This window comes from [Clostridium] aminophilum DSM 10710, assembly GCF_000711825.1.
Taxonomy (GTDB): Bacteria; Bacillota; Clostridia; order Lachnospirales; family Lachnospiraceae; genus Clostridium_R; species Clostridium_R aminophilum.
On sequence record NZ_JONJ01000003.1, the window covers coordinates 194,078 to 217,749 of the forward strand.

At 48.9% G+C, this 23,672-nt stretch carries 19 protein-coding genes, 1 tRNA gene and 1 pseudogene; 17 read left to right on the top strand and 4 right to left on the bottom strand.

Annotated elements, in window-relative coordinates:
• Nucleotides 1–95 precede the first annotated feature (95 nt).
• The gene (locus tag BR86_RS0104430; RefSeq protein WP_031471787.1) at nucleotides 96–1,367 is read left to right on the top strand and encodes an O-acetylhomoserine aminocarboxypropyltransferase/cysteine synthase family protein; all 1,272 of its coding nucleotides are present in this window, start codon (nucleotides 96–98) and stop codon (nucleotides 1,365–1,367) included.
• A gap of 166 nt (nucleotides 1,368–1,533) precedes the next feature.
• Here the strand turns inward: BR86_RS0104430 and BR86_RS0104435 are convergent, their stop codons facing one another.
• Nucleotides 1,534–2,190, bottom strand: coding sequence for a metallophosphoesterase (locus BR86_RS0104435; protein ID WP_031471788.1), 657 nt, complete (start codon nucleotides 2,188–2,190; stop codon nucleotides 1,534–1,536).
• 166 nt (nucleotides 2,191–2,356) lie between these two features.
• On the opposite strand from BR86_RS0104435, the gene BR86_RS0104440 reads away from it, so the two are divergent.
• From BR86_RS0104440 to deoD, 4 genes are all read left to right on the top strand, one after another.
• On the top strand, nucleotides 2,357–3,520 hold the full coding sequence (locus BR86_RS0104440; protein WP_161767276.1) for an RluA family pseudouridine synthase: 1,164 nt from the start codon (nucleotides 2,357–2,359) through the stop codon (nucleotides 3,518–3,520).
• Nucleotides 3,521–3,606: 86 nt separating this feature from the next.
• Nucleotides 3,607–5,526, top strand: coding sequence for a DNA gyrase/topoisomerase IV subunit B (locus BR86_RS0104445; RefSeq protein WP_031471790.1), 1,920 nt, complete (start codon nucleotides 3,607–3,609; stop codon nucleotides 5,524–5,526).
• Between the two features lie 29 nt (nucleotides 5,527–5,555).
• A complete protein-coding gene (locus tag BR86_RS0104450; protein WP_031471791.1) occupies nucleotides 5,556–7,790 on the top strand; it encodes a DNA gyrase/topoisomerase IV subunit A in 2,235 nt (744 codons plus the stop codon).
• A gap of 224 nt (nucleotides 7,791–8,014) precedes the next feature.
• Entirely contained in the window at nucleotides 8,015–8,758 is a 744-nt protein-coding gene (gene deoD / locus BR86_RS0104455) for a purine-nucleoside phosphorylase (protein ID WP_031471792.1), read from the top strand.
• A gap of 132 nt (nucleotides 8,759–8,890) precedes the next feature.
• On the opposite strand, the pseudogene tnpA reads toward deoD, so the two are convergent.
• Together tnpA and BR86_RS15935 are read right to left on the bottom strand one after the other, a co-directional pair.
• A pseudogene (gene tnpA / locus BR86_RS16570) lies at nucleotides 8,891–9,295 on the bottom strand (IS200/IS605 family transposase).
• The gene (locus tag BR86_RS15935; RefSeq protein WP_143099308.1) at nucleotides 9,288–9,476 is read right to left on the bottom strand and encodes a hypothetical protein; all 189 of its coding nucleotides are present in this window, start codon (nucleotides 9,474–9,476) and stop codon (nucleotides 9,288–9,290) included. Before BR86_RS15935 ends, tnpA begins: the two are co-directional and overlap by 8 nt.
• A 71-nt stretch (nucleotides 9,477–9,547) precedes the next feature.
• Here BR86_RS15935 and BR86_RS0104465 point away from each other — a divergent pair, with 71 nt between their 5' ends.
• The 12 genes from BR86_RS0104465 (at nucleotide 9,548) to BR86_RS0104520 (ending at nucleotide 22,833) form a co-directional block, all read left to right on the top strand.
• Nucleotides 9,548–10,687 carry an RNA-guided endonuclease TnpB family protein gene (locus tag BR86_RS0104465; RefSeq protein WP_031471793.1) on the top strand — a complete coding sequence of 380 codons (1,140 nt, stop codon included), beginning with the start codon at nucleotides 9,548–9,550 and terminating at the stop codon, nucleotides 10,685–10,687.
• A gap of 322 nt (nucleotides 10,688–11,009) precedes the next feature.
• The gene (asd, locus tag BR86_RS0104470) at nucleotides 11,010–12,095 is read left to right on the top strand and encodes an aspartate-semialdehyde dehydrogenase (protein WP_334291603.1); all 1,086 of its coding nucleotides are present in this window, start codon (nucleotides 11,010–11,012) and stop codon (nucleotides 12,093–12,095) included.
• A gap of 308 nt (nucleotides 12,096–12,403) precedes the next feature.
• The gene (locus BR86_RS0104475) at nucleotides 12,404–14,590 is read left to right on the top strand and encodes a DNA topoisomerase (RefSeq protein ID WP_075034413.1); all 2,187 of its coding nucleotides are present in this window, start codon (nucleotides 12,404–12,406) and stop codon (nucleotides 14,588–14,590) included.
• Between the two features lie 97 nt (nucleotides 14,591–14,687).
• The gene (locus BR86_RS0104480; protein WP_031471796.1) at nucleotides 14,688–15,365 is read left to right on the top strand and encodes an LbetaH domain-containing protein; all 678 of its coding nucleotides are present in this window, start codon (nucleotides 14,688–14,690) and stop codon (nucleotides 15,363–15,365) included.
• A gap of 167 nt (nucleotides 15,366–15,532) precedes the next feature.
• Nucleotides 15,533–15,952, top strand: coding sequence for a CBS domain-containing protein (locus BR86_RS0104485; RefSeq protein ID WP_031471797.1), 420 nt, complete (start codon nucleotides 15,533–15,535; stop codon nucleotides 15,950–15,952).
• Between the two features lie 162 nt (nucleotides 15,953–16,114).
• Nucleotides 16,115–16,185 (top strand) — tRNA-Gly (locus tag BR86_RS0104490).
• A gap of 282 nt (nucleotides 16,186–16,467) precedes the next feature.
• Nucleotides 16,468–17,433, top strand: a complete 966-nt coding sequence (locus BR86_RS0104495) for a helix-turn-helix transcriptional regulator (RefSeq protein ID WP_242841561.1) — start codon at nucleotides 16,468–16,470, stop codon at nucleotides 17,431–17,433.
• Between the two features lie 20 nt (nucleotides 17,434–17,453).
• Entirely contained in the window at nucleotides 17,454–18,632 is a 1,179-nt protein-coding gene (locus tag BR86_RS0104500) for an MBL fold metallo-hydrolase (protein ID WP_031471799.1), read from the top strand.
• Nucleotides 18,633–18,644: 12 nt separating this feature from the next.
• Nucleotides 18,645–19,397, top strand: a complete 753-nt coding sequence (locus BR86_RS0104505; RefSeq protein WP_031471800.1) for a PDDEXK family nuclease — start codon at nucleotides 18,645–18,647, stop codon at nucleotides 19,395–19,397.
• A 105-nt stretch (nucleotides 19,398–19,502) separates the two neighbouring features.
• Entirely contained in the window at nucleotides 19,503–20,780 is a 1,278-nt protein-coding gene (locus tag BR86_RS0104510) for an AAA family ATPase (protein WP_031471801.1), read from the top strand.
• Between the two features lie 12 nt (nucleotides 20,781–20,792).
• Nucleotides 20,793–21,905 carry a DnaA/Hda family protein gene (locus tag BR86_RS15075; RefSeq protein WP_051684575.1) on the top strand — a complete coding sequence of 371 codons (1,113 nt, stop codon included), beginning with the start codon at nucleotides 20,793–20,795 and terminating at the stop codon, nucleotides 21,903–21,905.
• Between the two features lie 685 nt (nucleotides 21,906–22,590).
• Nucleotides 22,591–22,833, top strand: a complete 243-nt coding sequence (locus BR86_RS0104520) for a hypothetical protein (RefSeq protein WP_031471803.1) — start codon at nucleotides 22,591–22,593, stop codon at nucleotides 22,831–22,833.
• Nucleotides 22,834–22,848: 15 nt separating this feature from the next.
• Here the strand turns inward: BR86_RS0104520 and BR86_RS0104525 are convergent, their stop codons facing one another.
• Nucleotides 22,849–23,514, bottom strand: a complete 666-nt coding sequence (locus BR86_RS0104525) for a Crp/Fnr family transcriptional regulator (RefSeq protein WP_031471804.1) — start codon at nucleotides 23,512–23,514, stop codon at nucleotides 22,849–22,851.
• Nucleotides 23,515–23,672: the final 158 nt, after the last annotated feature.

Genomic DNA, 23,672 nt, shown 5'->3' on the forward strand with positions numbered 1-23,672 from the left:
AATAAAAGTGATATTGCGGGCTGAGTTTGGTTCCTTTATAATATGATTTCAGGTGCTGTGAAAAAGAACTGAACAGCAGCGGAAGGAGAAAAAGCATGAGACAGGGGACAATTTGCATCGAAGGGGGATATACACCGAAGAATGGTGAATCCAGAATGATTCCGATCATTCAGAGTACGACATTCAAATATGATACCAGCGAGGATATGGGAAAACTCTTCGATCTGGAAGCATCCGGATACTTTTATTCGAGACTTCAGAATCCGACGACCGATCTGGTTGCCGCGAAGATCTGTGCGCTTGAGGGCGGAAGTGCGGCGATGCTGACCAGCTCCGGTCAGGCGGCCAATTTCTTCGCTGCTTTCAACATCTGCAGCTGCGGTGATCATATCGTTGCATCGACCGCAATCTACGGCGGAACGTTCAACCTCTACAATGTCACCCTCCGCAAGATGGGGATTGAGGTGACATTCATCGATCCGGACTGCACCGATGAAGAGCTGGAAGCGGCATTCCGCCCGAATACCAAGATGGTTTTCGGTGAGACGATTGCCAACCCGTCTCTCGTGATCTTTGACATTGAACGGTTTGCCAGGGCCGCACACGCGCACGGCGTACCGCTGGTCATTGACAATACGTTCGCCACACCGATCAACTGCAGACCGATCGAGTGGGGCTGCGATATTGTCACACATTCCACCACAAAATATATGGACGGTCATGACGCGACCGTCGGCGGCGCGATCATCGATGCCGGCCGCTTTGACTGGATGGCACACAGGGAGAAATTCCCGGGGCTGTGTGAGCCGGATGAGTCCTATCACGGCCTGGTTTACGCCGAGAAGTTCGGGAAAGAGGGCGCGTTTATCACCAAGGCGACGGTTCAGCTGATGAGAGATCTCGGCTGCACTCCGGCGCCGATGAACGCATATCTCCTGAATCTTGGTCTGGAGTCTCTGGCAGTCCGCATGGAGAGACACTGCAGCAATGCACAGAAAGTTGCGGAGTATCTGCAGTCGGATGAACATGTGGCATGGGTTCAGTATCCGGGACTTCCGGGCGACAAGTACTATGACAGAGCGCAGAAATACATGCCGAAGGGCACCTGCGGCGTGATCTCTTTCGGAGTGAAGGGCGGAAGAGCGGCAGCAGAGAAGTTCATGATGAACCTGAAACTCGGTATTATCGCAACTCATGTTGCGGATGCACACACGGTTGTGCTTCACCCGGCATCGTCCACTCACCGTCAGCTGAGCGATGAGGAACTGATCGCCTGCGGCGTAAAGCCGGATATGATCCGTCTTTCCGTCGGAATCGAGGATGTTCAGGATATCATTGATGATCTGAAACAGGCGCTGGAGGCCTGAAGCCTGAATAAGGAAAAAAATCGGACCGGAGGGATGACTCCGGTCCGTATTTTTTTCGAGGCTAACTTGCCAAAGACCACAACCCGGTGAGGACTTGGCGACTGCCGCGACACGCTCGAAACTCGCAAAGCCTGTTTCGACCCGTTTGTCCCGCATTCCATTTTCGTCACGGAATGTAAAGATCTTTCAGGCCTTCCGGACAGAACGGACGGGATTCCCGCCGCTTCCGGTCACATTCGATCCATTCGTCCAGAGAGAGCGGCTTATAGTCCGAATATTTGCAGAAGCAGTTGATCATGCGGCTGGGAATGGAGCGCTCACGGCCGTCCTCGTAAGTGAGCCGGGAAGCAAGCGTGATCTCCTGAAACCGTTCAATGAGACGCTGATCCTGCGAGTCGTGAACATGGCCGTAGAGCATATAGGTTTCCCCGTGATGATCGGTATGTTCGTGGTACTGTCCGTTATAGCACATAATCGGATAGTGGCAGAGAACAACTTTCCGGTTGTTGTCGTGGATCTCGGCATAGGGCTTGATCCAGACGAAGCGGCTGCTGTCGTATTTCGGGGAAGATCCGAACCGGTCGTGATTGCCGCGGATCAGGTAGAGGATGCCGTTGAGGCGCTGCAGCAGGTCATTGGTCTCCTCTGCGCTGCCCCAGGAAAGATCGCCGAGGATGACGACCTCGTCTCTCGGGCGGACCTTTTCATTCCACTGGCGGATCATGTATTCGTTCATCTCTTCGACGGAGTCAAAACCGCGGCAGTCCATGTGGTGAAGCTGAATTTCGTGGAAGAAATGGCAGTCTGCGATGTAATATCTCACGGTAAATCCTTTCTGTCTTTATTATGTCTGCAGGGATGAAACAGATCCGTCTGCAAACATCGACAGCCTTATCATATCACAGGGCGGGAAAGGATTCCATATTGCGGAAGACGGATCTTTTTTATACAATATGACTCGATGAGAAAGAGCAGAAGGGATGCCGGAGATGAGCGAAGAAAAGAGAAGAATCCTGACCATCGGAATCGGTCGGGAGAGAGAAGGAAAAACGGTTCGCGATGTGATGCGGGGCGAACTCCTTTTCTCGGAAAAGCTGATGAGCCGGATCAAATACCGGGCGGACGGGATCATGCTGAACGGCGCTCGCGTCCGGACTACGGCGGTTCTTCATGAGGGAGACTGCCTGTGTCTGGATATCACCGATCCGGAAGAGTCGGGAAGCGTATGGGCCGAGCCGCCGGAAAAAACGGAACTTCGGGTCTGCTATGAGGACGAAGATCTTCTGATCGTGGATAAGCCGGCCGGCATGGTCTGCCACCCGTCTTTTGGACATTATGCGGATTCTCTCGCCAATCATATCGCGTTTCGGATGGGATGGACCGGTACCTCCCGGGAGATACACATGATCGGGCGGCTGGACCGCGACACCTGCGGGCTGGTTGTCGTTGCGAAAAATGCCGGCGCTGCGGGGCTTCTCGCCAGACAGCGGGAAGAAGGAATCATGAAAAAGACGTATCTTGCCTTGGCGGAGGGGCTGATCCGGGCGGATGCGGAATCGCCGAAGAACCGGACCGATATGCCGGATGAAGCTGCATTGGCTGCTCCGGAAGGCGTGGCAGCCGGGAAATGTTTCCGGGCGGACGGCTGCATCGAAGGCCCCATCGGAAATGTACCGGGCGTCCTGATGCTCCGACAGGTGGATCCGGAGGGAAAGCCTGCGAGAACATGGTATCGGATACTCGGACACCGGAAAGAGCATCGGGGAGAATCCGGAACAGATCATTTGGAAGGACTCCGGACAGAATACCGGGAAGAACATCCGGATGAGCGTCGGGGAGAATGCACGCTTCTGGCATGCCGGATCGATCATGGCCGGACCCATCAGATCCGCGTTCATATGGCGTCCATCGGACATCCGCTTGTGGGAGATCTTCTCTACGGGCCGGGCGGTGCAGCCGGGGAATTCCGGCGGACCGGAGATCCGGAGAAAGTGCGGGAGATCAATGCATCGGGGGATACGGCGGAAAGTCCGCTTGGGCTCTGCGCCTGGAACATGGAGCTGCTCCAGCCGTTTACAAAAGAGAAGATCACCGTTTGGGCAAAACAGCCGGAGTGGAGCCGGGATTTTGACATCGGAGATATTTTCCGGTAAGATAATATATTGCTCTGATTCGAGCAGGAAGCGGGATAAAATCGCGAAATTTCTTTACATAAAAACACAGCTTAGGAGGAAGATAGATGGCAGCAGCGAAGTACGATGCGGACAGTATTACCGTCCTGGAAGGACTGGAGGCGGTCCGCAGAAGACCGGGTATGTACATCGGAAGTCTGGGCCCGAGAGGACTCAATCATCTGATCTACGAGGTGGTCGACAACTCCGTCGATGAGCATCTGGCAGGAGAATGCACCGAGATTCATGTCACACTGGAGGAGGACGGATCCTGTACGGTACAGGATAATGGCCGAGGCATTCCGGTTGAGATGCACAAAAAAGGTGTTTCCGCGGAGCGAGTTGTTCTTACCACACTGCATGCGGGCGGTAAATTCGATCATGACTCCTACAAGACCAGCGGCGGTCTTCACGGTGTCGGATCGTCGGTTGTCAACGCGCTGTCCACTCATATGGATATCACAATCTGCAGAGGCGGTGTGGTGTTCCATGATGCTTACGCAAAGGGAAAACCAACGGTTGAACTGGTGAACGGACTTCTTCCGGTTGTCGGAAAAAGCCGTCAGAGAGGAACCCGGACGAATTTCCTTCCGGACGACACGATCTTCGAGACGATCCGGTTCCGGGCGGACTGGCTGAAGTCCAGACTTCACGAGATCGCTTATCTGAATCCGGGACTGACGATTTTCTATAAAAATGATCGGAAAGGCGAGGAGGAAGAGGTGACTTTCCACGAGCCGGGCGGTATCGTGGCATATGTCGAGGAGATTAGCAAAGGAAAAGAGCGGGTCTGCGATCCCATCAGCTTCCACGGAGAGAGCGACGGGATTCAGGTCGACGCGGTGGTCCAGTTCGTCAATGAGTTTGAGGAAAATATTCTCGGCTTCTGCAACAATATCTGCACGACGGAAGGCGGAACCCATCTGGTCGGTTTTAAGACAAGATTTACCCAGCTGATCAACAGCTATGCGAGAGAACTCGGCATTCTCAAGGAAAAGGATACCAACTTCACCGGCGCGGATACGAGAAACGGCATGATCGCGCTGATTTCGGTCCGCCATCCGGATCCGGTCTTTGAGGGACAGACCAAGACGAAGCTCGGAAGCCAGGATGCGTCGAAAGCGGTGGCATCTGTGGCAGGCGATGAGCTGACACTGTTCTTTGACCGAAATGTCGAGACTCTGAAGAATATCATCGCCTGCGCGGAGAAATCCGCGAAGATCCGCCGCAGTGAGGAGAAGGCGAAGACCAATATGCTTTCGAAGCCGAAATTTTCCTTTGACAGCAACGGAAAACTGGCAAACTGCGAGAGCCGGGATGCCTCCAAATGCGAGATTTTCATTGTCGAGGGAGATTCCGCGGGCGGAAGCGCGAAGATGGGACGAAACCGCCAGTATCAGGCGATTCTGCCGATCCGCGGTAAGATCCTGAACGTGGAGAAGGCGTCGATGGACAAGGTTCTCGCGAATGCGGAGATCAAGACGATGATCAACACCTTCGGCTGCGGCTTCTCCGAAGGATACGGAAATGATTTTGATATCACCAAACTCCGCTATGACAAAATCATCCTGATGACGGATGCCGATGTCGACGGAAGCCATATTGATACCCTGCTGTTGACCTTTTTCTACCGCTTTATGCCGGACCTGATCAACGAAGGCCATGTTTATATCGCCATGCCGCCTCTGTATAAGGTGGTTCCGAAAAAGGGCGAGGGCATCTATCTGTACGATGACGCGGCGCTGGAGAAATACCGAAAGACCCACAAGGGAGATTTCACCCTTCAGCGATACAAGGGACTTGGTGAGATGGACGCGACGCAGCTCTGGGAGACCACACTCGATCCGGAGAACCGCGTTCTGAAGCGCGTCGAGATTGAGGACGGACGTCTCGCCTCCGAAGTGACGGAGATGCTGATGGGAAGCGAAGTTCCGCCGAGAAGAGATTTCATCCACGATCACGCGGATGAAGCGGTCATCGACGCATAACGAAATCGTACACACATTTGGAGATCAACATGGCAGAGAAAATTATTACCACAGAGTATTCGGAGGAGATGCAGCGCAGCTACCTCAACTACTCGATGAGCGTTATTACGGCCAGAGCCATCCCGGATGCGAGGGACGGCTTAAAGCCGGTACAGAGAAGAGTGCTGTTCGATATGGAACGGCTGAAGGTTGACTGGGATAAGCCACACCGCAAATCGGCGCGTATCGTCGGCGACACCATGGGTAAATATCATCCGCACGGCGATTCCTCGATCTACGACACGCTTGTTGTGATGGCGCAGCCGTTTAAGAAGGGCATGAAGCTGATCGACGGCCACGGCAATTTCGGCTCCATCGAGGGCGATACCGCGGCGGCGATGCGATACACCGAGGCAAGGCTGGAAAAGTTTGCGCAGGACGTCTATCTGAAAGATCTGGATAAGACCGTGCGCTTTGTGCCGAACTATGATGAGACGGAGACCGAGCCGGAGGTTCTGCCGGTAAGGGTTCCGAATCTTCTGGTCAATGGCTCCGAAGGCATTGCGGTCGGCATGAGTACCAGCATTCCGACACACAATCTCGGCGAAGTCATCGACACCGTCATGGCGTACATTGACAATCCGGAACTCAGCACATCGGAGCTTCTGGAAAAACTCCACGGACCGGATTTTCCCACCGGCGGCATTGTGGCCAACAAGAGTGATCTCGAGGAGATCTATGAGACCGGTATGGGCAAGCTTCGCCTCCGCGCAAAGATCGTCCTTGAGGAGGGACAGCGCAAGAGCGATAAAGACAAGCTCGTCATCACGGAGATTCCGTACACGATGGTGGGCGCCGGCATCGCGAAATGTCTGACGGACATCGCGGCGCTGGTGGAGAACCGCACCCTTACCGAGGTGACGGACATCTCGAACCAGTCGAACAAAGAGGGTATCCGCATTGTGCTGGAACTGCGGAAAGGCTCGGACATCGAGCGGATCAGGAACATCCTCTATAAAAAGACCAGACTGGAGGACACCTTCGGCGTCAACATGCTGGCCATCGCCGGCGGGCGGCCGGAGACCATGACGCTCCGGTCCATCCTGAAGAATTATCTTGATTTCCAGTATGAGAACAATACCAGAAAGTATCAGATTCTTCTGGAAAAGGAAGAGGAGAACAAGGAGATCAAGGAAGGCCTGATCAAGGCGGTCGATGTCATTGACCTGATTATCGCGACGCTTCGCGGCGCGAAGAGCCTGAAAGAGGCGAGAGCGTGCCTGATCTCCGGAGATACCTCCGGCATCACCTTCCAGGATCCCGCGCTCGAAAAGCAGGCGAAGGGCTTCCATTTTACCGAGAGACAGGCGGAAGCCATCCTACAGATGAGACTGTACCGTCTGGTCGGTCTGGAACTGATCCAGCTGCAGAAGGAGTATCTGGATTCTCTTCAGAAGATCCGCAAGTACAGCAAGATTCTGAAAAACAGAGAGTCGATGAATGATGTCATCCGCGAAGATCTCCGCGCAATCCGGAAGGAATTTGCAAAAGAGCGCAGAACACAGATCGAGGATTCCGGTATCGCGGTCTATGAGGAGAGAGTGGAAGCGGCAAGGGAAGCCGTCTTTGTGCTTGACCGGTTCGGATATGCGAAGACCATCGACCGGAGTCTCTACGAGAAGAACAAAGAGACGGTCGACAGCGAAAATGTGTGGATCATTCCCTGCATGACCGACGACCGGATCGCGCTCTTTACGGATCGCGGATTCCTGCACACCGTGAAGGTGACGGATATTCCTGCCGGAAAAGTAAGAGATAAAGGAACGCCGATCGACAACATTTCCCGGTTTGACGGAAGCGTGGAGCGGCCGATCCAGATCCTCTGCACGAAGAATCTGGAATCCCGAAAACTCCTCTTTACGACGGCGCAGGGCATGATCAAGATTGTGCCGGGCTCCGAGTTTATCACCAACAACCGCGCGGTTGCTGCGACGAAACTGATGGACGGCGATGTTCTGGTTTCCATTCTTCCGGTGGAGGAAATGGATGAGGTGGTACTTCAGTCGAAGAGCGGATTCTTCCTTCGTTTCATGCTCGAAGAGGTATCCGAGATGAAGAAAGGAACCAAGGGCGTGAAGGGAATGACCCTCGGGAAAAATGATGAAGTTCAGACCGCATGGCTTCTGACCACCGGATCGGAACTGAATGTACCGTACAAAGAAAAAGAGGTACACCTGAACCGGCTGAAACTCGCAAAGCGCGGCGGAAAGGGAACCAGACAGTAGTTTTTTCTGCCCGAAGAGGCCGTTGCCGAAGAAAAATGCTTCGCGGGGATTCTTCGCGTATGTTAAGATGAAAGAAAACGTAAAAATGCCCCACAGGAAAAACGGAGAGAGATTCGCTCCGTGACCGTCGGGCCGGCCATCCGGTCACGGGACCGGACGCCGGAACAGGAATGGAATAACACAGTGACCACAGGCACCAGGTCAGAAAGACAGGAGGCTTCCGAATGAGTACTGTAGATGAGAAAAAGATTCCGACACCGCATATCGAGGCAGGAGCCGGCGAGATCGCCGAGACGATTCTGCTTCCGGGAGATCCGCTTCGTGCGAAATTCATCGCGGAAAAGTTCCTTGCGGATCCGAAATGTTTCAATGAGAAGAGAGGAATGCTCGGATTTACCGGAGAGTATCGCGGAAAGCGCATCTCCGTGATGGGCACGGGAATGGGCTGTCCTTCCATGGGGATTTATTCCTATGAGCTGATCAATTTCTACGGGGGCCGGAACCTCATCCGCGTGGGCACCGCGGGGGCGATGCGGGAGGACGTTCATGTCCGCGATCTCGTCTTTGCCATGGGATCCTGCACGGATTCGGCGTACCTGACGCAGTTCCGGCTTCCGGGACAGTTCGCTCCGACGGCGGATTACACGCTTCTGCGCACGGCGGTGGACGCCGCGGAAAAACGCGGTGCAAACTATCATGTGGGAAATGTTTACTGCTCCGATGTCTTCTACGGCGCAGCAAAGCCGGAGATCGGCGTCCAGTGGAAGGATATGGGCGTCCTTGCCGTGGAGATGGAATCGGCGGCGCTTTATGCCAATGCGGCCTACGGCGGCGCGAGAGCGCTGGCTCTCATGACCATCTCGGATTCGCTTGTCACCGGCGAGGCGACGACGGCGGAAGAGAGAGAAAAGACCTTTGTGGAAATGATGGAAGTCGCTCTGGAGACCGCGGCGGCAGTCACGGACTGATCAGCAGCGCGGACAGAGCGCAGAATTATAGGAAGTGTGTTTCGGACTGTTCATAAATAAAATCCTTCCGGTTGTCGTAGGCTCCTCCCACTGCCCTTGGGCGGTGGGAGGAGCCTTGTAAATTCGTAGCAATTAACCTTGGCTTTCGATGTATTTTTGTATAGTAGCTGACGATATCTCACCAATGCTACAGACAAAGTATCCGTCTGACCAAAATATCTTATGTTTCCAATAACACTTGGATAAGAAATTTGGATATCTTTGCCACAGATAACATGTGGTCTGCTGTTTAATAAGTTTTACAATTTCGCAAACTCTGTCCGTAGTATCGTAGCTTATCAGGAAATGTATATGGTCTTTATCGGTTTACATTGCAATAATGCCATAACCTTTAGAATTGCAGATATCGTATATCTTTTGCTTTACATCGTCAGCAATAGAGCCTTTAGGAATCTGTTTGCGGTACTTAGTGACAAGAACGATGTGTATTTTTAGGCTGTATTTACGCCTGTTACGGTGATTGTATCTATCATCCATTATCACTTGTGCGTCCTTTATATCTGATACTATATGTTGCAGAACCGCTCATGTAGATAGACGGACATTTTACATCACATACCTTTTCAAGTACGGTGATTTCTTCTTCTGACAGTTGCCCTGTATAGTAAATACTTACAGGATATTTGTTTTTCGCTTTCTCTATAAGTTCTTGTACCATGCGTTGACTCCTTGACTTTCACTGATAATTATTATATCATATATTTAGTGAAACAACAATGAGGTTAATATATGGAACATATGACAGTCACGGCTAAAATTCAGATATCCGTTAGTGCAGACAATAAGGTTTTGCTTGATGAAACCATGTCTGTTTATTCTGATGCCTGTAATTATGTATCTGACTATGTGTTCCGTACTCACGACCGAAAGCAGTTCTCACTTAACAAGGCTTTGTACTCTACACTCCGAGAAATGTTTGGGCTCAAATCTCAGATGGCTCAGTCCGTATTTAAGACTGTCATTGCAAGATATAAGACCATTCTCGAAAATCAGAAAGAGTGGATTCAGCCATCCTTCAAAAAACCACAGTATGACCTTGTTTGGAACAGAGATTATTCCCTTACACAAAACTGTTTTTCAGTAAATACGTTGAATGGTCGTGTCAAGTTACCTTATTTCGCCGAGGGCATGTCTAAATATTTTGACCATACAATCTATAAATTCGGCACAGCTAAGCTCGTAAACAAGCATGGTAAATATTTTTTGCATATCCCTGTAACTTACGATGTCGAAGAAAGTAATGTCTCTGACATCTGTAATGTTGTTGGCATTGACAGAGGCATCAACTTTGTCGTTGCCACTTATGATAGTAAACACAAGTCAAACTTTGTAAGTGGAAAGTCTATTAAGCAGAAACGTGCTCACTATTCTAAGCTTCGTAAAGAACTCCAAATGTGTCAGACTTCATCATCAAGACGTAGACTCAAAGCTATCGGTCAACGAGAAAACCGTTGGATGCATGATATTAACCACCAGGTATCAAAGGCACTCGTTGAATCCAACCCGAAGCATACGCTCTTTGTTCTTGAAGATTTGTCAGGCGTTCGTAATGCTACAGAGCGTGTCAGAACCAAAGACCGCTACGTTTCCGTATCGTGGTCTTTCTATGACCTTGAACAGAAACTTATCTACAAAGCTAAACAGAATCAGTCTACCGTTATTAAGGTTGACCCTCGTTATACGAGTCAGTGCTGTCCTGTATGTGGACACATTGAAAAAGCGAATCGTGATAAGAAATTGCATCTGTTTACTTGTAAGAACTGTGGCTATAAATCAAACGATGACCGCATTGGAGCTATGAATCTGTACCGCATGGGAATCAACTATCTCGAAGATAGTCAAGTACCTGATACAGTTACGGCAGAGTAAATCTTTGTCGTAAGGGGCGGTGTCAACCGTCCCATGATGCGACCCCACGGAAGTTACACCGACAAAATGTAGGAGTTATTGCAACGAACTACAGGGGAGTCGCAAGCCACGTACCTTTAGGTGCGTGGTAGTTGACGCTATAAAAAGATGAAAAGATATTGCTTTTTGCCATGAATTGGTTTAGTATAGAACGAAATTCACATTCCACTTTAGAAAGATTCATCTTTCCGAAGCGATGGGGTAAAAAGAGTATTCAACCGCGCGGCACCATTTTCCAGTGTGCGGCGTAAGCTCAGGAAGAGAGGCATCACCAATGAAGAAACTGGATAAAAAGCTTCACGTAGGAATTCTTGGCGCAACCGGTATGGTCGGCCAGAGATTTGTGACTCTGCTTGCAAATCATCCGTGGTATGAGATTACCGTTCTCGCGGCAAGTCCGAGATCAGCCGGAAAGACATATGAAGAGGCTGTCGGCGGACGCTGGAAAATGACCGCTCCGATGCCGGAGAACGTTAAGAACATGATCGTTGAGGATGTCAGCAAGGTTGAGGAAGTTGCGGCGAAGGCAGACTTCTTCTTCAGCGCGGTTGACATGTCGAAGGATGAGATCCGCAAGATCGAGGAGGATTACGCGAAGACCGAGACTCCGGTTGTCTCCAACAACAGCGCGCACCGCTGGACACCGGATGTTCCGATGGTTGTTCCGGAGATCAACCCGGAGCACTTTAAGGTCATCGAGGATCAGAAGAAGCGCCTCGGAACCACCAGAGGATTCATTGCCGTTAAGCCGAACTGCTCGATTCAGGGATATGCGCCGGCGCTTGCAGCATGGAAAGAGTTTGAACCGTATGAGGTTGTGGTAACCACATATCAGGCAATCTCCGGTGCCGGAAAGACTTTTAAGGACTGGCCGGAAATGGTTGAGAACATCATTCCGTTCATCTCCGGCGAGGAAGAGAAGAGTGAGCAGGAGCCGCTCCGCATCTTCGGCCACATCGAGAACGGACAGATCGTGAAGGCCCAGGAACCGAAGATCACCAGCCAGTGCATCCGTGTTCCGGTTCTGGACGGACACACTGCAGCGGTATTTGTAAAGTTCCGCAAGAAGCCGACCAAAGAGCAGCTTATCGAGAAGCTTAGAAACTTCCGTGGTCTTCCGCAGGAGTATGATCTTCCGAGCGCACCGAAGCAGTTCATCCAGTATCTGGAGGAGGACAACCGTCCGCAGGTTAAGCTGGATGTGGACTATGAGCACGGCATGGGTGTTTCCATCGGCCGTCTGAGAGAGGATTCCGTGTACGACTGGAAGTTTGTGGGCCTTGCGCACAACACTCTTCGCGGTGCGGCAGGCGGCGCGGTTCTCTGTGCAGAGCTTCTGACAGAGGAAGGATACATTCAGGCAAAATAATCCGTCTTCGGAAGGTTCACTGACGGGATATGAGGGTCCGGATGCATAATACGCATCCGGGCCTTTTCATGTCATTGAAAGATCTGAGGTTTTTTCGCGACATGCGACATAAAACGCTCCGCGGGGGGCGCGCTCGCCGCGGGGATTCAGCCGGATCATCGGAAATGTTAAGGGAATGTTTTGTTGTTTTCCCTTTGGGTTAAGGTATAATAAAGATAATGGATCGGACACTGCCGGTCAATATGGCATGCGGCCCCGAAGCGCATGCCCGCAGCATGGGGCAATCGATTTTGAACGGAGAAATTACCTTGAGTAAATCGCTTTTTATTGCGGAGAAGCCGAGTGTGGCGCAGCAGTTCGCGCAGGTGCTGCAGGTGAGCGGGAGAGCCGGAAACGGATATCTGGAGAATGACCGCTTCGTGGTTACCTGGTGTGTCGGACATCTCGTCACGATGAGCTATCCGGAAGTATACGATGAGAAATACCGCCGATGGAGTCTGGCAACGCTGCCGTTTATTCCGGAGGAATGGAAATATGAGATTATCCCGGACGTCAGGAAACAGTTTGAGATTGTTTCCGGGCTTCTGAACCGGGAAGATGTGGGGACCATCTATGTCTGTACCGACTCGGGACGGGAGGGAGAATACATTTACCGTCTGGTCGCGCAGATGGCCGGTGTGAAAGACAAGATACAGAAGCGTGTCTGGATTGATTCTCAGACCGAAGAGGAGATCCGCCGCGGAATCCGGGAGGCAAAGGATGAGGCGGAATACGACAATCTCTCGGACGCGGCTTATCTGCGCGCGAAGGAAGATTATCTGATGGGAATCAATTTTTCACGGGTGCTGACGCTGAAGTACGGACAGGCGATCACCAATTACCGCCGTGCGGAGCGTACCGTGATTTCGGTGGGACGCGTGATGACCTGCGTTCTCGGAATGGTCGTGAAGCGGGAACGCGAGATCCGAAACTTCGTCAAGACACCGTTCTACCGCGTGATCGCGTCGTTTGGTCTGGAAGACGCAGATGGACGGCATTTCTCCTTTGACGGAGAGTGGAAGGCGGTAGAGGGCTCGAAGTATTTCCAGAGCCCGCTGCTCTACAAGGAGAACGGCTTTGCGAAGAAAGAGGACGCGGAGGCGCTGATACGCTTTCTCACACAGCCGGAGAAGGAGCCGGGCGTGATCGCGTCGGTGGATAAGAAAAAGGAGCTTCGGAATCCGCCGATGCTCTACAATCTGGCGGAGCTGCAGAATGACTGTTCGAAGATCTTCAAGCTCAGCCCCGATCAGACGCTCGCGGTGATTCAGGAATTGTACGAAAAAAAGCTTGTGACTTATCCGAGAACCGACGCGAGAGTTCTCTCGACGGCGGTGGCGAAGGAGATCGACCGCAATATCCGCGGCATCATGCATTACGGCCCGATGGCCAGGCTTGCCGGTGATGTTCTGGAGATGGGGCGCTGGAAGTCCATCGCAAAGACGAAATACGTCAATGACAGCGCGATCACGGATCACTATGCCGTGATTCCGACCGGAAGCGGACTTGGGACGCTGAACAGTCTGACGGAGCAGAAGCGGAAGATATATGAACTGATCTGCCGGCGTTTTCTCAGCATTTTCTGCCCGCCGGCGGTTTTCCGGAAGTATCAGATCGAGATCACCGATCGCGGAGAACATTTCTTCGCGAACTTTAAGACACTGGAGGATCCCGGATTCTTCAAAGTTGCCGGGATCCCGGCGGCATACCGGAAGAAGGAGGAGACCCAGGCTGCAAAGGATGCGTCTTCCGCTGTCACTCCGGATGCGGGAGACGGAATGAACGGAGATGATGTCTCCGGAGAAGACACCGATGCAAAGAACAATGCCGACCTGTCCGATCCGGCGTTTCTGGCGCTTCTGGAAAAACTCCGGAAAGGATCGGCAGTTGATCTGGATGGCCTGAATATCAAGGAGGGAGAGACGTCCCCGCCGAAGCGGTATACGTCCGGATCGATGATTCTTGCGATGGAGAACGCCGGACAGCTGATCGAGGATGAGACACTTCGCGAGGAGATCAAGGGAAGCGGGATCGGAACCAGCGCGACGAGAGCCGACATTTTGAAAAAACTCTTTTCCATCGGCTATCTCAGCCTGAATAAGAAAACTCAGGTTATAACTCCGTCGTTTTTGGGGGAATGTATATATGTGGTCGTCGGATCTGCGATGCGGCCGCTTCTGGAGCCGTCCCTGACCGCCAGCTGGGAGAGAGGTCTGACGCAGGTTTCGGAAGGCACCATCACCGGTGACGAATATATGGCAAAACTGAGTGATTTTGTCTCACGCAGGACTGCTTCCGCCATTAATGGAAGAGCTTCCGCCGGCGATTTTATGGCCCTGTTTGACACATTTGCAAAATATTATAAAGAAAATGAGATCTACGACCAGGGGCGGAAAAACTGGGCGAAGAAGGGAACCTCACCGCGGAAGAAGACGGTGAAACGCAAGGATTCATGAATCGGTTCACGGCAGCGAAACAGCCGGCGGCATATTCCGCGATCCGAGCGAAGAATATAAGGTTATCAATAATACGATTGCGAGGAGTAACCAGCATATGAAGAAGGCAGATACGAAGATCACAGAGCTCTATGATCTGACACATACCATGGCAAAAGATTATCTCATGCAGTTCACATATCCGTGGGAGGCATTGGCCGGACTATCCGATTTTATCACGGAACTCGGAAAGTCACTGAATCCGGAAGAATATGAGCAGAGAGGAGAGAACGTCTGGGTTCACAAGACGGCGGTTGTATTTGACAGTGCGTATCTGCACGGTCCGGTTATCGTCGGACCGAAGGCACAGGTGAGACAGAGTGCTTTTATCCGAGAGAGTGCGCTGATCGGAGAAGGCGCGGTGGTCGGAAACTCCACCGAGCTGAAGAACGTAATACTGTTTGATGCTGTGGAGACACCGCATTACAATTATGTCGGCGATTCGATCCTCGGCTATCACGCACATATGGGAGCGGGATCAATTACGTCCAATGTCAAGGCGGACAAGAAACACGTTCAGATCCATACAGAGGAAGGCAACATTGACACCGGCCGCAAGAAAGTCGGCGCTATGCTCGGCGATCGCGTCGAGATCGGCTGCGGCACGGTACTGAATCCGGGAGCCGTGGTTGGCCGGGATTCCAATGTGTATCCACTCACAAGCGTTCGTGGCTGTGTCGATAAGAACTCCATCTGCAAGAGAGACGGAGAGATCAGCCCGAAGAGAGAAGATTGATGCATTACAAACGGTGGATCCGGTTTTGGACATAGCCAACGATCGGAGTTTACCGGGTTCAGAACAAAGTCCGCAGGCAGACGGTATCCTTCTTCGAACCATCAGCCCGGAAGGGAGCCTGCCGGACCCGAAAATCAGGCAACATTGACATTCAAGGAGGATTCAAGATGAACATTCTGTTTTTCCTGACACCGAAGGCGGAAGTAGTTTGCATTCACGATGTGGATAACCTCAAAACAGCCATGGATATGCTGACGAAAGACCGTTACCATTCCTTGCCGATCCTGAATGACAAGGGGTATTATCTGGGAACGATCACGGAGGGAGATGTTCTCAGGGTTGTTCGGGATAAAATTGACGCGATGACGGCAGATGAGCTGGAAAAGATTCAGGTGACCGAGGTTCCGAGATTCCGCGACAATGTCGCAGTCCGGATTGATGCGGATATGGAGGATCTTTACGGAAAGATCGAGCAGCAGAGTTTTGTACCGGTGCTTGATGACCAGAAGTTCTTCATTGGAATTGTAACCAGAAAAGATGTTTTCCGTTATCTGCGCAAGAAAGTGTCAGGGATTCCAAAGGGCTGAGCCGGGAAGGAACGCGCATATTTCGGAGAAAAACGGCAGAAGACAAAACAGCAAGCAGGCCCCCAACTGCCTTTGGGCGGTGGGGGCTCGCAGCATGGAACGGTTCACGGCTTGTTATTGACATTTGTTTGAATTGTGTTATACTTTTTGTATATTTGATATGCGGTTGTAGTACATCGGTAGTACATCGGCTTCCCAAGCCGAGGAGGCGGGTCCGACTCCCGTCAGCCGCTTAAAATGAAAAAGTGAGGAACTAAGCGGAAAGCGCTCAACAGTGCCGCTTAGTTCCTCTTTTTTTATGCCTTTTTTGGCTATGATGCTATCTATCCAAAACAGCTTTTAAATCAAAATCTTGTGACTCAATTATAAACAATAAGAATATGCCGAGATTGCTTAGAGGTAAATGTGCTAAAAAACGCACATTAGATCGTGGTATAAAGAAAATACATACCACGAAATATAATCAATCTGAGGAATGCAATATGTACGGTACCGGAACAAAGAAGATGTTAAACATGCTTATACTGGATATCCTGAGGGAATACTCTGACAGTGACCACAGGCTCCTGCAGCAGGATATCATAGATCTGTTGAAAACAAATTATGGTATGGACTGCGAAAGGCGAGCGATCAAAAGTAACGTCGTGTCGCTAAGAGAGATGGGATACGATATCGCCTCGGAGAAAGGGTACTACCTTAAGACAAGAGAATACACGGATGCCGAGCTTCGAATTCTGATCGACAGCATTTTCACTTCCGGAGCCATAACAGATAAGGAAGCCCATTCCCTTGTAAGAAAGCTTGAAAAGCATTCGAACAAATATTTTAAGTCCCATGTAGCGCATATTCATTGCACGTCCAGCGGGAAAAATGCCGAAAACAAAACGGTAATGAATTCCATTGCCGTGATAGACACGGCAATTTCAAAAGGAAAAAAGATCAGCTTTTCCTACTTGCAATACGGGATCGACTTTAAGCTCCATCCCAAACGGGACATCAAATACATTGTGAATCCATATCAGATGCTCAGCGACAAAGGAAAATACTATCTGTTGGGCAATTACGATAAGTATGACGGGATCTCGCATTATCGGCTGGATCGTATCACGAATGTTGAGATCCTCGATGAGAACCGAAAACCTATGAAGAGTATCACGGGACTGGAGAACGGACTTGATCTCTCGAAATACATTGCGGAACGTGTCTATATGTACTCCGGGGAAAGTGAACATATCCGATTAAAGACCAATGAAATCCTGATGGATTCCCTGATCGACAGTTTCGGAAAAACCTTCCGGGTAGAGTTAGGCGAAGGGAGCGACATCTACGTTGATCTGAAATGCAATCCGGAGGCATTTTTCTATTGGGCAATGCAATTTGGCGAAAACATTGAGGTTCTGGAGCCGGAAAGCATGAGAAACCGGATCAGGCAGGCAGCACTGAGTGTTTACAGAAAATATAAGGACTCGAACCCGGTCTAGGCAAAGAAGGGGGAAAATTAATGATTAAAGTAATACCGCACAGAGGAATGCGACAGATTGGCGGAGTATGTACCGAAATTGCCACGGATACTGCAAGAATCTTTTTTGACTTTGGCTCGCCGTTAGAGGGCGAAGGAGACCAAGATCCCTTGATCGTTGAAGGTGTAACGAAAGGCGAGACGGATTGTGATGCCATTTTTCTGACGCATTACCACGGCGATCATGTGGGAGAGATTCCGCGCATCAAAGCAGGCATCCCTGTGTATATGCAGAAAACAGCAAGAAAACTACTCATGGCACAGCAAAAACATATGCAGTGTCTTGGTCAGGAGGTTTGGGCTGACGGAGCAAGAGATTTAGACTATGGTGTTCCCGTCATCATCAAAGACCTGAAGATCACGCCGATCGAATCAGACCATTCCGCGATCGATTCCTTAATGTTCTTAGTCGAGGGTCAGGGAAAGAGGATTCTCCTTACCGGAGACTATCGAATGCACGGATTTTACACGGAACGGATGGAAAGGACTTTCCGGGAAATGGGGCATATCGACCTCATGATTACCGAGGGAACAAATCTCACCAAGGATTACCGTGGAATTTATAAAACGGAACAGGATGTCGAAAAACGTTTCAAAGAGTTAAAACGGAAATACAAGTATGTCTTTCTGTTTACGTCATCTTCCAACATTGACCGGATCGCCGCTTTCTCCAGACAGGTCCCGTATGGCCAATATGTGATCACGGATGACTACCAAAAGAGTATTCTGGAGATAGCGGATGAAGAGCGGGAAGCGGCGTATAAGTCGCATAAAGTGTTGTACTATAGCGATTACCTTAAAGACCAAATCGAAAACAAGGGATTCGGAATGGTGGTGAGAGCCAATGGGAAGTTCTATGAGATTGTAAAAAAATACTTTGATGAGTACCCTGAGGAAACGATTCTGATCTATTCCATGTGGAGCGGATACCGATCCCTACCGGGGATTAAGAAGCTTCTTGACATTGCGAAAAATCATGAGACGATTCATGTCTCCGGGCACATTACGAAAGAAGATCTGGAGAAGGTGATTGGGATGGTTAAGCCGGATACACTTATGATTAATCATACGGACGCGAGTAAAGACGATATTAGTAGCATTAGTATTCCATGCCATACAGAGTTAAAAAATGCAATAGATAATCAGGTGATCGCAATATAGGGAGGTTTTATAATGTCAGAAAATTATTACACAAGCGCAGATATAATTAAAAAATGTGTCGAGGCTATGAGAGTACCGGAAACGTTTTATTCTCAAAAGTTTATCGACTATCGAAGTAATACAACTGATGATAATAGGCTATGTACTGAACTTATTGCAGAATATCTATTACGAGAAGAAAACTATGAAAGGTTGAATGGGATTGCAACTCAATCTAGAACTGCAGTAAGAAAAAAGTATAATATGGGTCATCAAGGGAAGTACCCGCCAAATGCAGATCACAGAAGCGAAAAAATAATAGGGATAGATTTATTTAATCAATGTAAGGAACAGGGCACGTTTGATCATATAGGTAAAATATTAGACTATCAAATTCCATTAAAGACCCAAAGATCTGATCCATATGGTGAAATCGATTTATTATCCGTTAACGAAGATGAAAATATAGTTTATTTTTTGGAATTGAAGAAAAAGAATGCTAAGGTGCCCGCGACAATGCTCCATTGTGTATTAGAAGCGTTCACCTATTATAGAATTGTAGATACAGATAATTTGCTAAAAGAGTTTGGAAAGCAGGGAGCTGCTATTTTGATCGCGCCATTGGTCTTTGCTGGAGATGAACAATATAAAGAGTGGGTCGATATGAATAATGGTAATCGCCCCTATCTGAAGGCTCTTATGCAAAAAATGAGGGCCGTACCATTCTTTTTATACGGTGACCCTAAGAAGAATGATAAGTGCGGCTATACCGTAAAAGAAAAATAGTTTAGGTAAAAACTTAGGCAAAAAAAGCAATGTGCAAAAAAATGCGCATTGCTTTTTTTATTATGTAATCAAAAGAGTACATGGCATTTTGAAGGAGGCTGTGATATGGAAGATCATTTCGAAAAAATCGTAGGATATGAAGACATAAAACGGGAACTCCGGATCATCAGCGATATGCTAAATCATCCGGACATCTATCAAAAACTTGGTGCTGGTTTAAAGGACGGATTAGTCCTTTACGGAAGACCCGGTACCGGAAAGACAACAATGGCCCAGTGTTTGATCGAATCCACGGGGCGGAAAGCATACATATGTAGAAAAAAGGTCTCCGACGGAAAGTTTATTAAGACGATATCCGACACTTTTGAAGAAGCTAAACGACATGCACCGTCGATCGTTCTTCTGGATGATCTGGATAAATTTTCAGAGCAGAGTGAAAATGACTGTGATGCAGAAGAGTTTGTAACGGTTCAGTCGTGCATTGATGAAATCAGCGATTACGACGTGTTCGTGATAGCAACCGTCAACAATCTCCGAAAAATCCCTAATTCACTTTTAAGACCGGGAAGAATAGGGAAAAGGTTAAGAATTCGTCTTCCACAAAAGGATGAAGCGGCAGAAATCATTAAGCATTACATTGAAAAATCGAGTCTCTTCGATGAAATGGATGCGGAATCCATTGCGAGAATGCTGGACGGGGAATCCTGTGCCACATTAGAAAGCGTAATCAATAATGCTGCAATCAAAGCAGCTTTCCATCGCCAACAGAAAGTGACCATGCAAAACATCATTGATTCCTGCCTGGATCTGATCTTTGATGCGCCGGAAAGCAGCGATACACTCCCGGAAGACATTTTGAAGAAAATCGCCTATCATGAATCGGGTCATGCGCTCATTTCTGAGCTATTGGATCCCGGATGCGTAAGCATCATGTCAATCCGAAAAACAAATGATGACAGTTACGGTTTTGTACGGTATTACCGACCGGAAGAAAAGAAAAACTGCAGCGCAGAATACAACGAAGCGATGATCAAAGCGTCGCTTGCGGGAAAAGCAACGACAGAACTGGTCTTTGGTGAGACCGATATGGGGGCAAATGCGGATCTCCATAATGCATTTCGTAAAGCTATGTGCCTGGTTGATAATGAGTGCATGTTTGGGTTCCACAACTGGATAGAAGATCGTTCAGATGCGTATGTCGCAGAAAACAGAAATAGAGCAGCGGCGATGGTTTTGGAAAGAAACTATCTTGAAGTTAAGAAGCTCCTGGCAAAACACAGATCCCTTCTCGACATGCTTGCCTCAGAACTTCTCGAAAAAACAACGTTAGTCCGAATAGATATTCAAAGAATCATGAGTGAAAACGGTAATACCGTAGTGTAGGAGGTGCTCCGTATGTCAAAATACAGCTTCGATAATTTTTATCTGAACAAGAATAACAGGGAAGCCTTTTTAGCTGCAAGATCTGTAGTAGATCACCTTGGTAAAACTGCAAACCCACTATATATTTATGGGGATACTCAGACCGGAAAGACGCATATTCTACATGCTATTGAACAGTACTTACAGAAATCCTATTCCGATTTGCGCGTCGTACGAATTAGAACAAAGGATTTTATAGATGATCTTATTTTCGCAATTCGATCATCTGCAAGACAGGAATTCAGAGAGAAATATCGAACTGCTGATGTCCTCCTTGTAGATGATATACACTATCTGGCAGGCAAGGATGCAAGCACGGAAGAATTCATTTCTGTATTCAACGCGGTATTTGAAACAGGTGGCCAGATCGTCGTTACCGGTCATGATTCTATATCGGGATTGAGAAAAATAGGTGTGTCAGAGATGCTCGTTTCCAGACTGGAGTGGGGAAGAGCTGTTGAGATTCCATCCGATATGCTGTATCTCAATGCAGCTTGTAAAAACAGGGATATACAAATCCTTTACGTTCATGGTTATCTTGGCACAGGATATGGTCATTCATGGAGCTTACTTTGTGATGAACTTGACTTAAGTAAAATACCATATCATTTAGACGCTCCCGATTTCCCCCTTACCAACACGGATAAGATGAAAGAGAAACTCAATAAGCTGATCTCTCGGAATCATTATGATGTGATAGTCGCCTCTTCTTTAGGAGCGTTTTATGCTATGCAGATTCCTGACATCCCCAAAATAATGATCAATGTAGCCCTCCCGGATAATCTAATGCGGATTAAAGCTTTATGTACCGAACAGAACCAGAAGTTAACACCGGATTTTCTAGAGTCGATTGATAATGTAAAGAGTGAATTCTTTAGTAAGACATTCGACGCTGATCTCCGAAAACAGACTTTTCTGATATATGGAACCGAAGACAAGACTGCAGCAAATGAGGACATTCTTAGTCAATACTACGATGACCAATCAAAAGTCTATCATATCGAGATGGGGCATAAACTTGATAAGAACGGCGCACGGAAGGTAGTCGAATTGATTACTGAGTTGGCATCGACGAATAATTCATGAATGCTTGCGTTTGAAAAAGAAGTTTCTGACGATGAAACCGGAGATTATGGCATCACCGTTTATTAATGCTTTTCATGACGGATATAGAATAGAATAAGTGATCGAAGAAAGAATGCACATTGCTGTGAGTGATGATTCACTACGGCAGGTGCATTCTTTTTTGAAAATGGAATATCGATTGCCTAATGTACATAAAAATGTACATTCTTCTTGCTTTATAGGAAAGTCCTCCATTGCAATGGCAGATTTGTATAGTCCGGTGCTGTTTTTTTAATGCTATGCTTCTATTAGCCAAAAATGAAAAAAAAATAAAAATGGCTAATAGATACAAGAATGACTCTACGGAGCCGGACATCAGAAAAATCATCTGGTGTCTGGCTCAGTTTTTTTGCTTTTTAGAGGGCCCATAGGGAACCAAAGAAAGCGTTTCGCAGAAACGCGCAGCCACACGGATGTGTGAAAAAGGGTTTGGGAATCCCCAACGGCAAACGCATAAATGGACGAAGCATTCATTTATGCCCTGCTCGCCAGTTAGAACGAAGAAGAAAAAGATGACCGCATTTTGGACATGCATACATGGCGCCACTGTAAGACGGGTCGCCACAGTTAATCATTTTAGTAATATTTTCTATCTCCGTAGCACGTTGATGAGGCAGCAGATGCGGCACTCCGGGAGTTAAAGCCGATGGAAGACAAGCGGATCTATGACGGATTCAAGGGTGCGGTCCAGAATTTCGCTCAGTACGAGATGCTGGATTCCTATTCTTTCTTCTCCGGCCTCGGAAAAAACTTCCCGATCTATACATACAAAAACTATATTGCCACCACAACCGATACGCTGGAACGGACACAGGAGAAGATGCTCAAAAACATGAGCGCAGCCCAGAAGACCGTGAAACATGCGCACTCTGGAAGCAGCTCTTTTTAAAATACAAGATGTATTTTACCCCACCGGTTCCAGAATCGTAATCTCGTTCCCGTTCACCCGGATCAGGCCGTCGTCCTGCAGCCGGCCGAGCTCACGGCATACGCTGGAACGCTCGGAGGAGATATACTGGGCGAGCTGCTCTCTGGTGAAGGAAAGCCGGAAGGTCCGGCTCTTCGATTCCCGTGACAATTGCATAAAATACGTCATCAGCTTCTTGCTCAGAGATTTCTGGGTGAGGAGCTGAATTTTTCGGTTGAGAATGATGTTGTTTGTCGCAAGGATCGTCGTGAGATTGGCGATGAATTTGGAGTAAAACGATTCATTGACCGGATGGGCAAGAAGCGAATGGATGTCCAGAAACAGAATCTCCGAATCCTTTGCCGCGCGGAAGTGCGAGAGATTGTTCTCAATTCCCGTGATGCAGAAAGCGGGTGCAATGATGTCACCGGTGCGGTTCCGGCCCACCAGTTCCTCGTCTCCGGAGAGGGACAGATGCATCACGTCGATCTCACCGGAGAGAATGATGCCGGAATGCGAGATGGGAGAGTCCGGCGGAAAGATCTCCGCTCCCTTTTTAAAACTGGATATGAAATAGGAGGTGTGACGGACGAGCTGTCGGATCTCGTCATCCGTCAGATTGCGGAACAGTTTGGCCTTTGGTATTTCGGAAAAATCTCTCATATTGCTTTAAAGTGTTGCCTGCGCAACAGAAAATGCTCTGTCATTTTGATAAAGTACTTCGTGTTAGTGAGTTATAACTAACAATGGTTAGAATATAAAAACCAATGGGATGATGCACGTTTTGCGGGACTGCTTTCATTCGTAGCAATTGCAAAGCG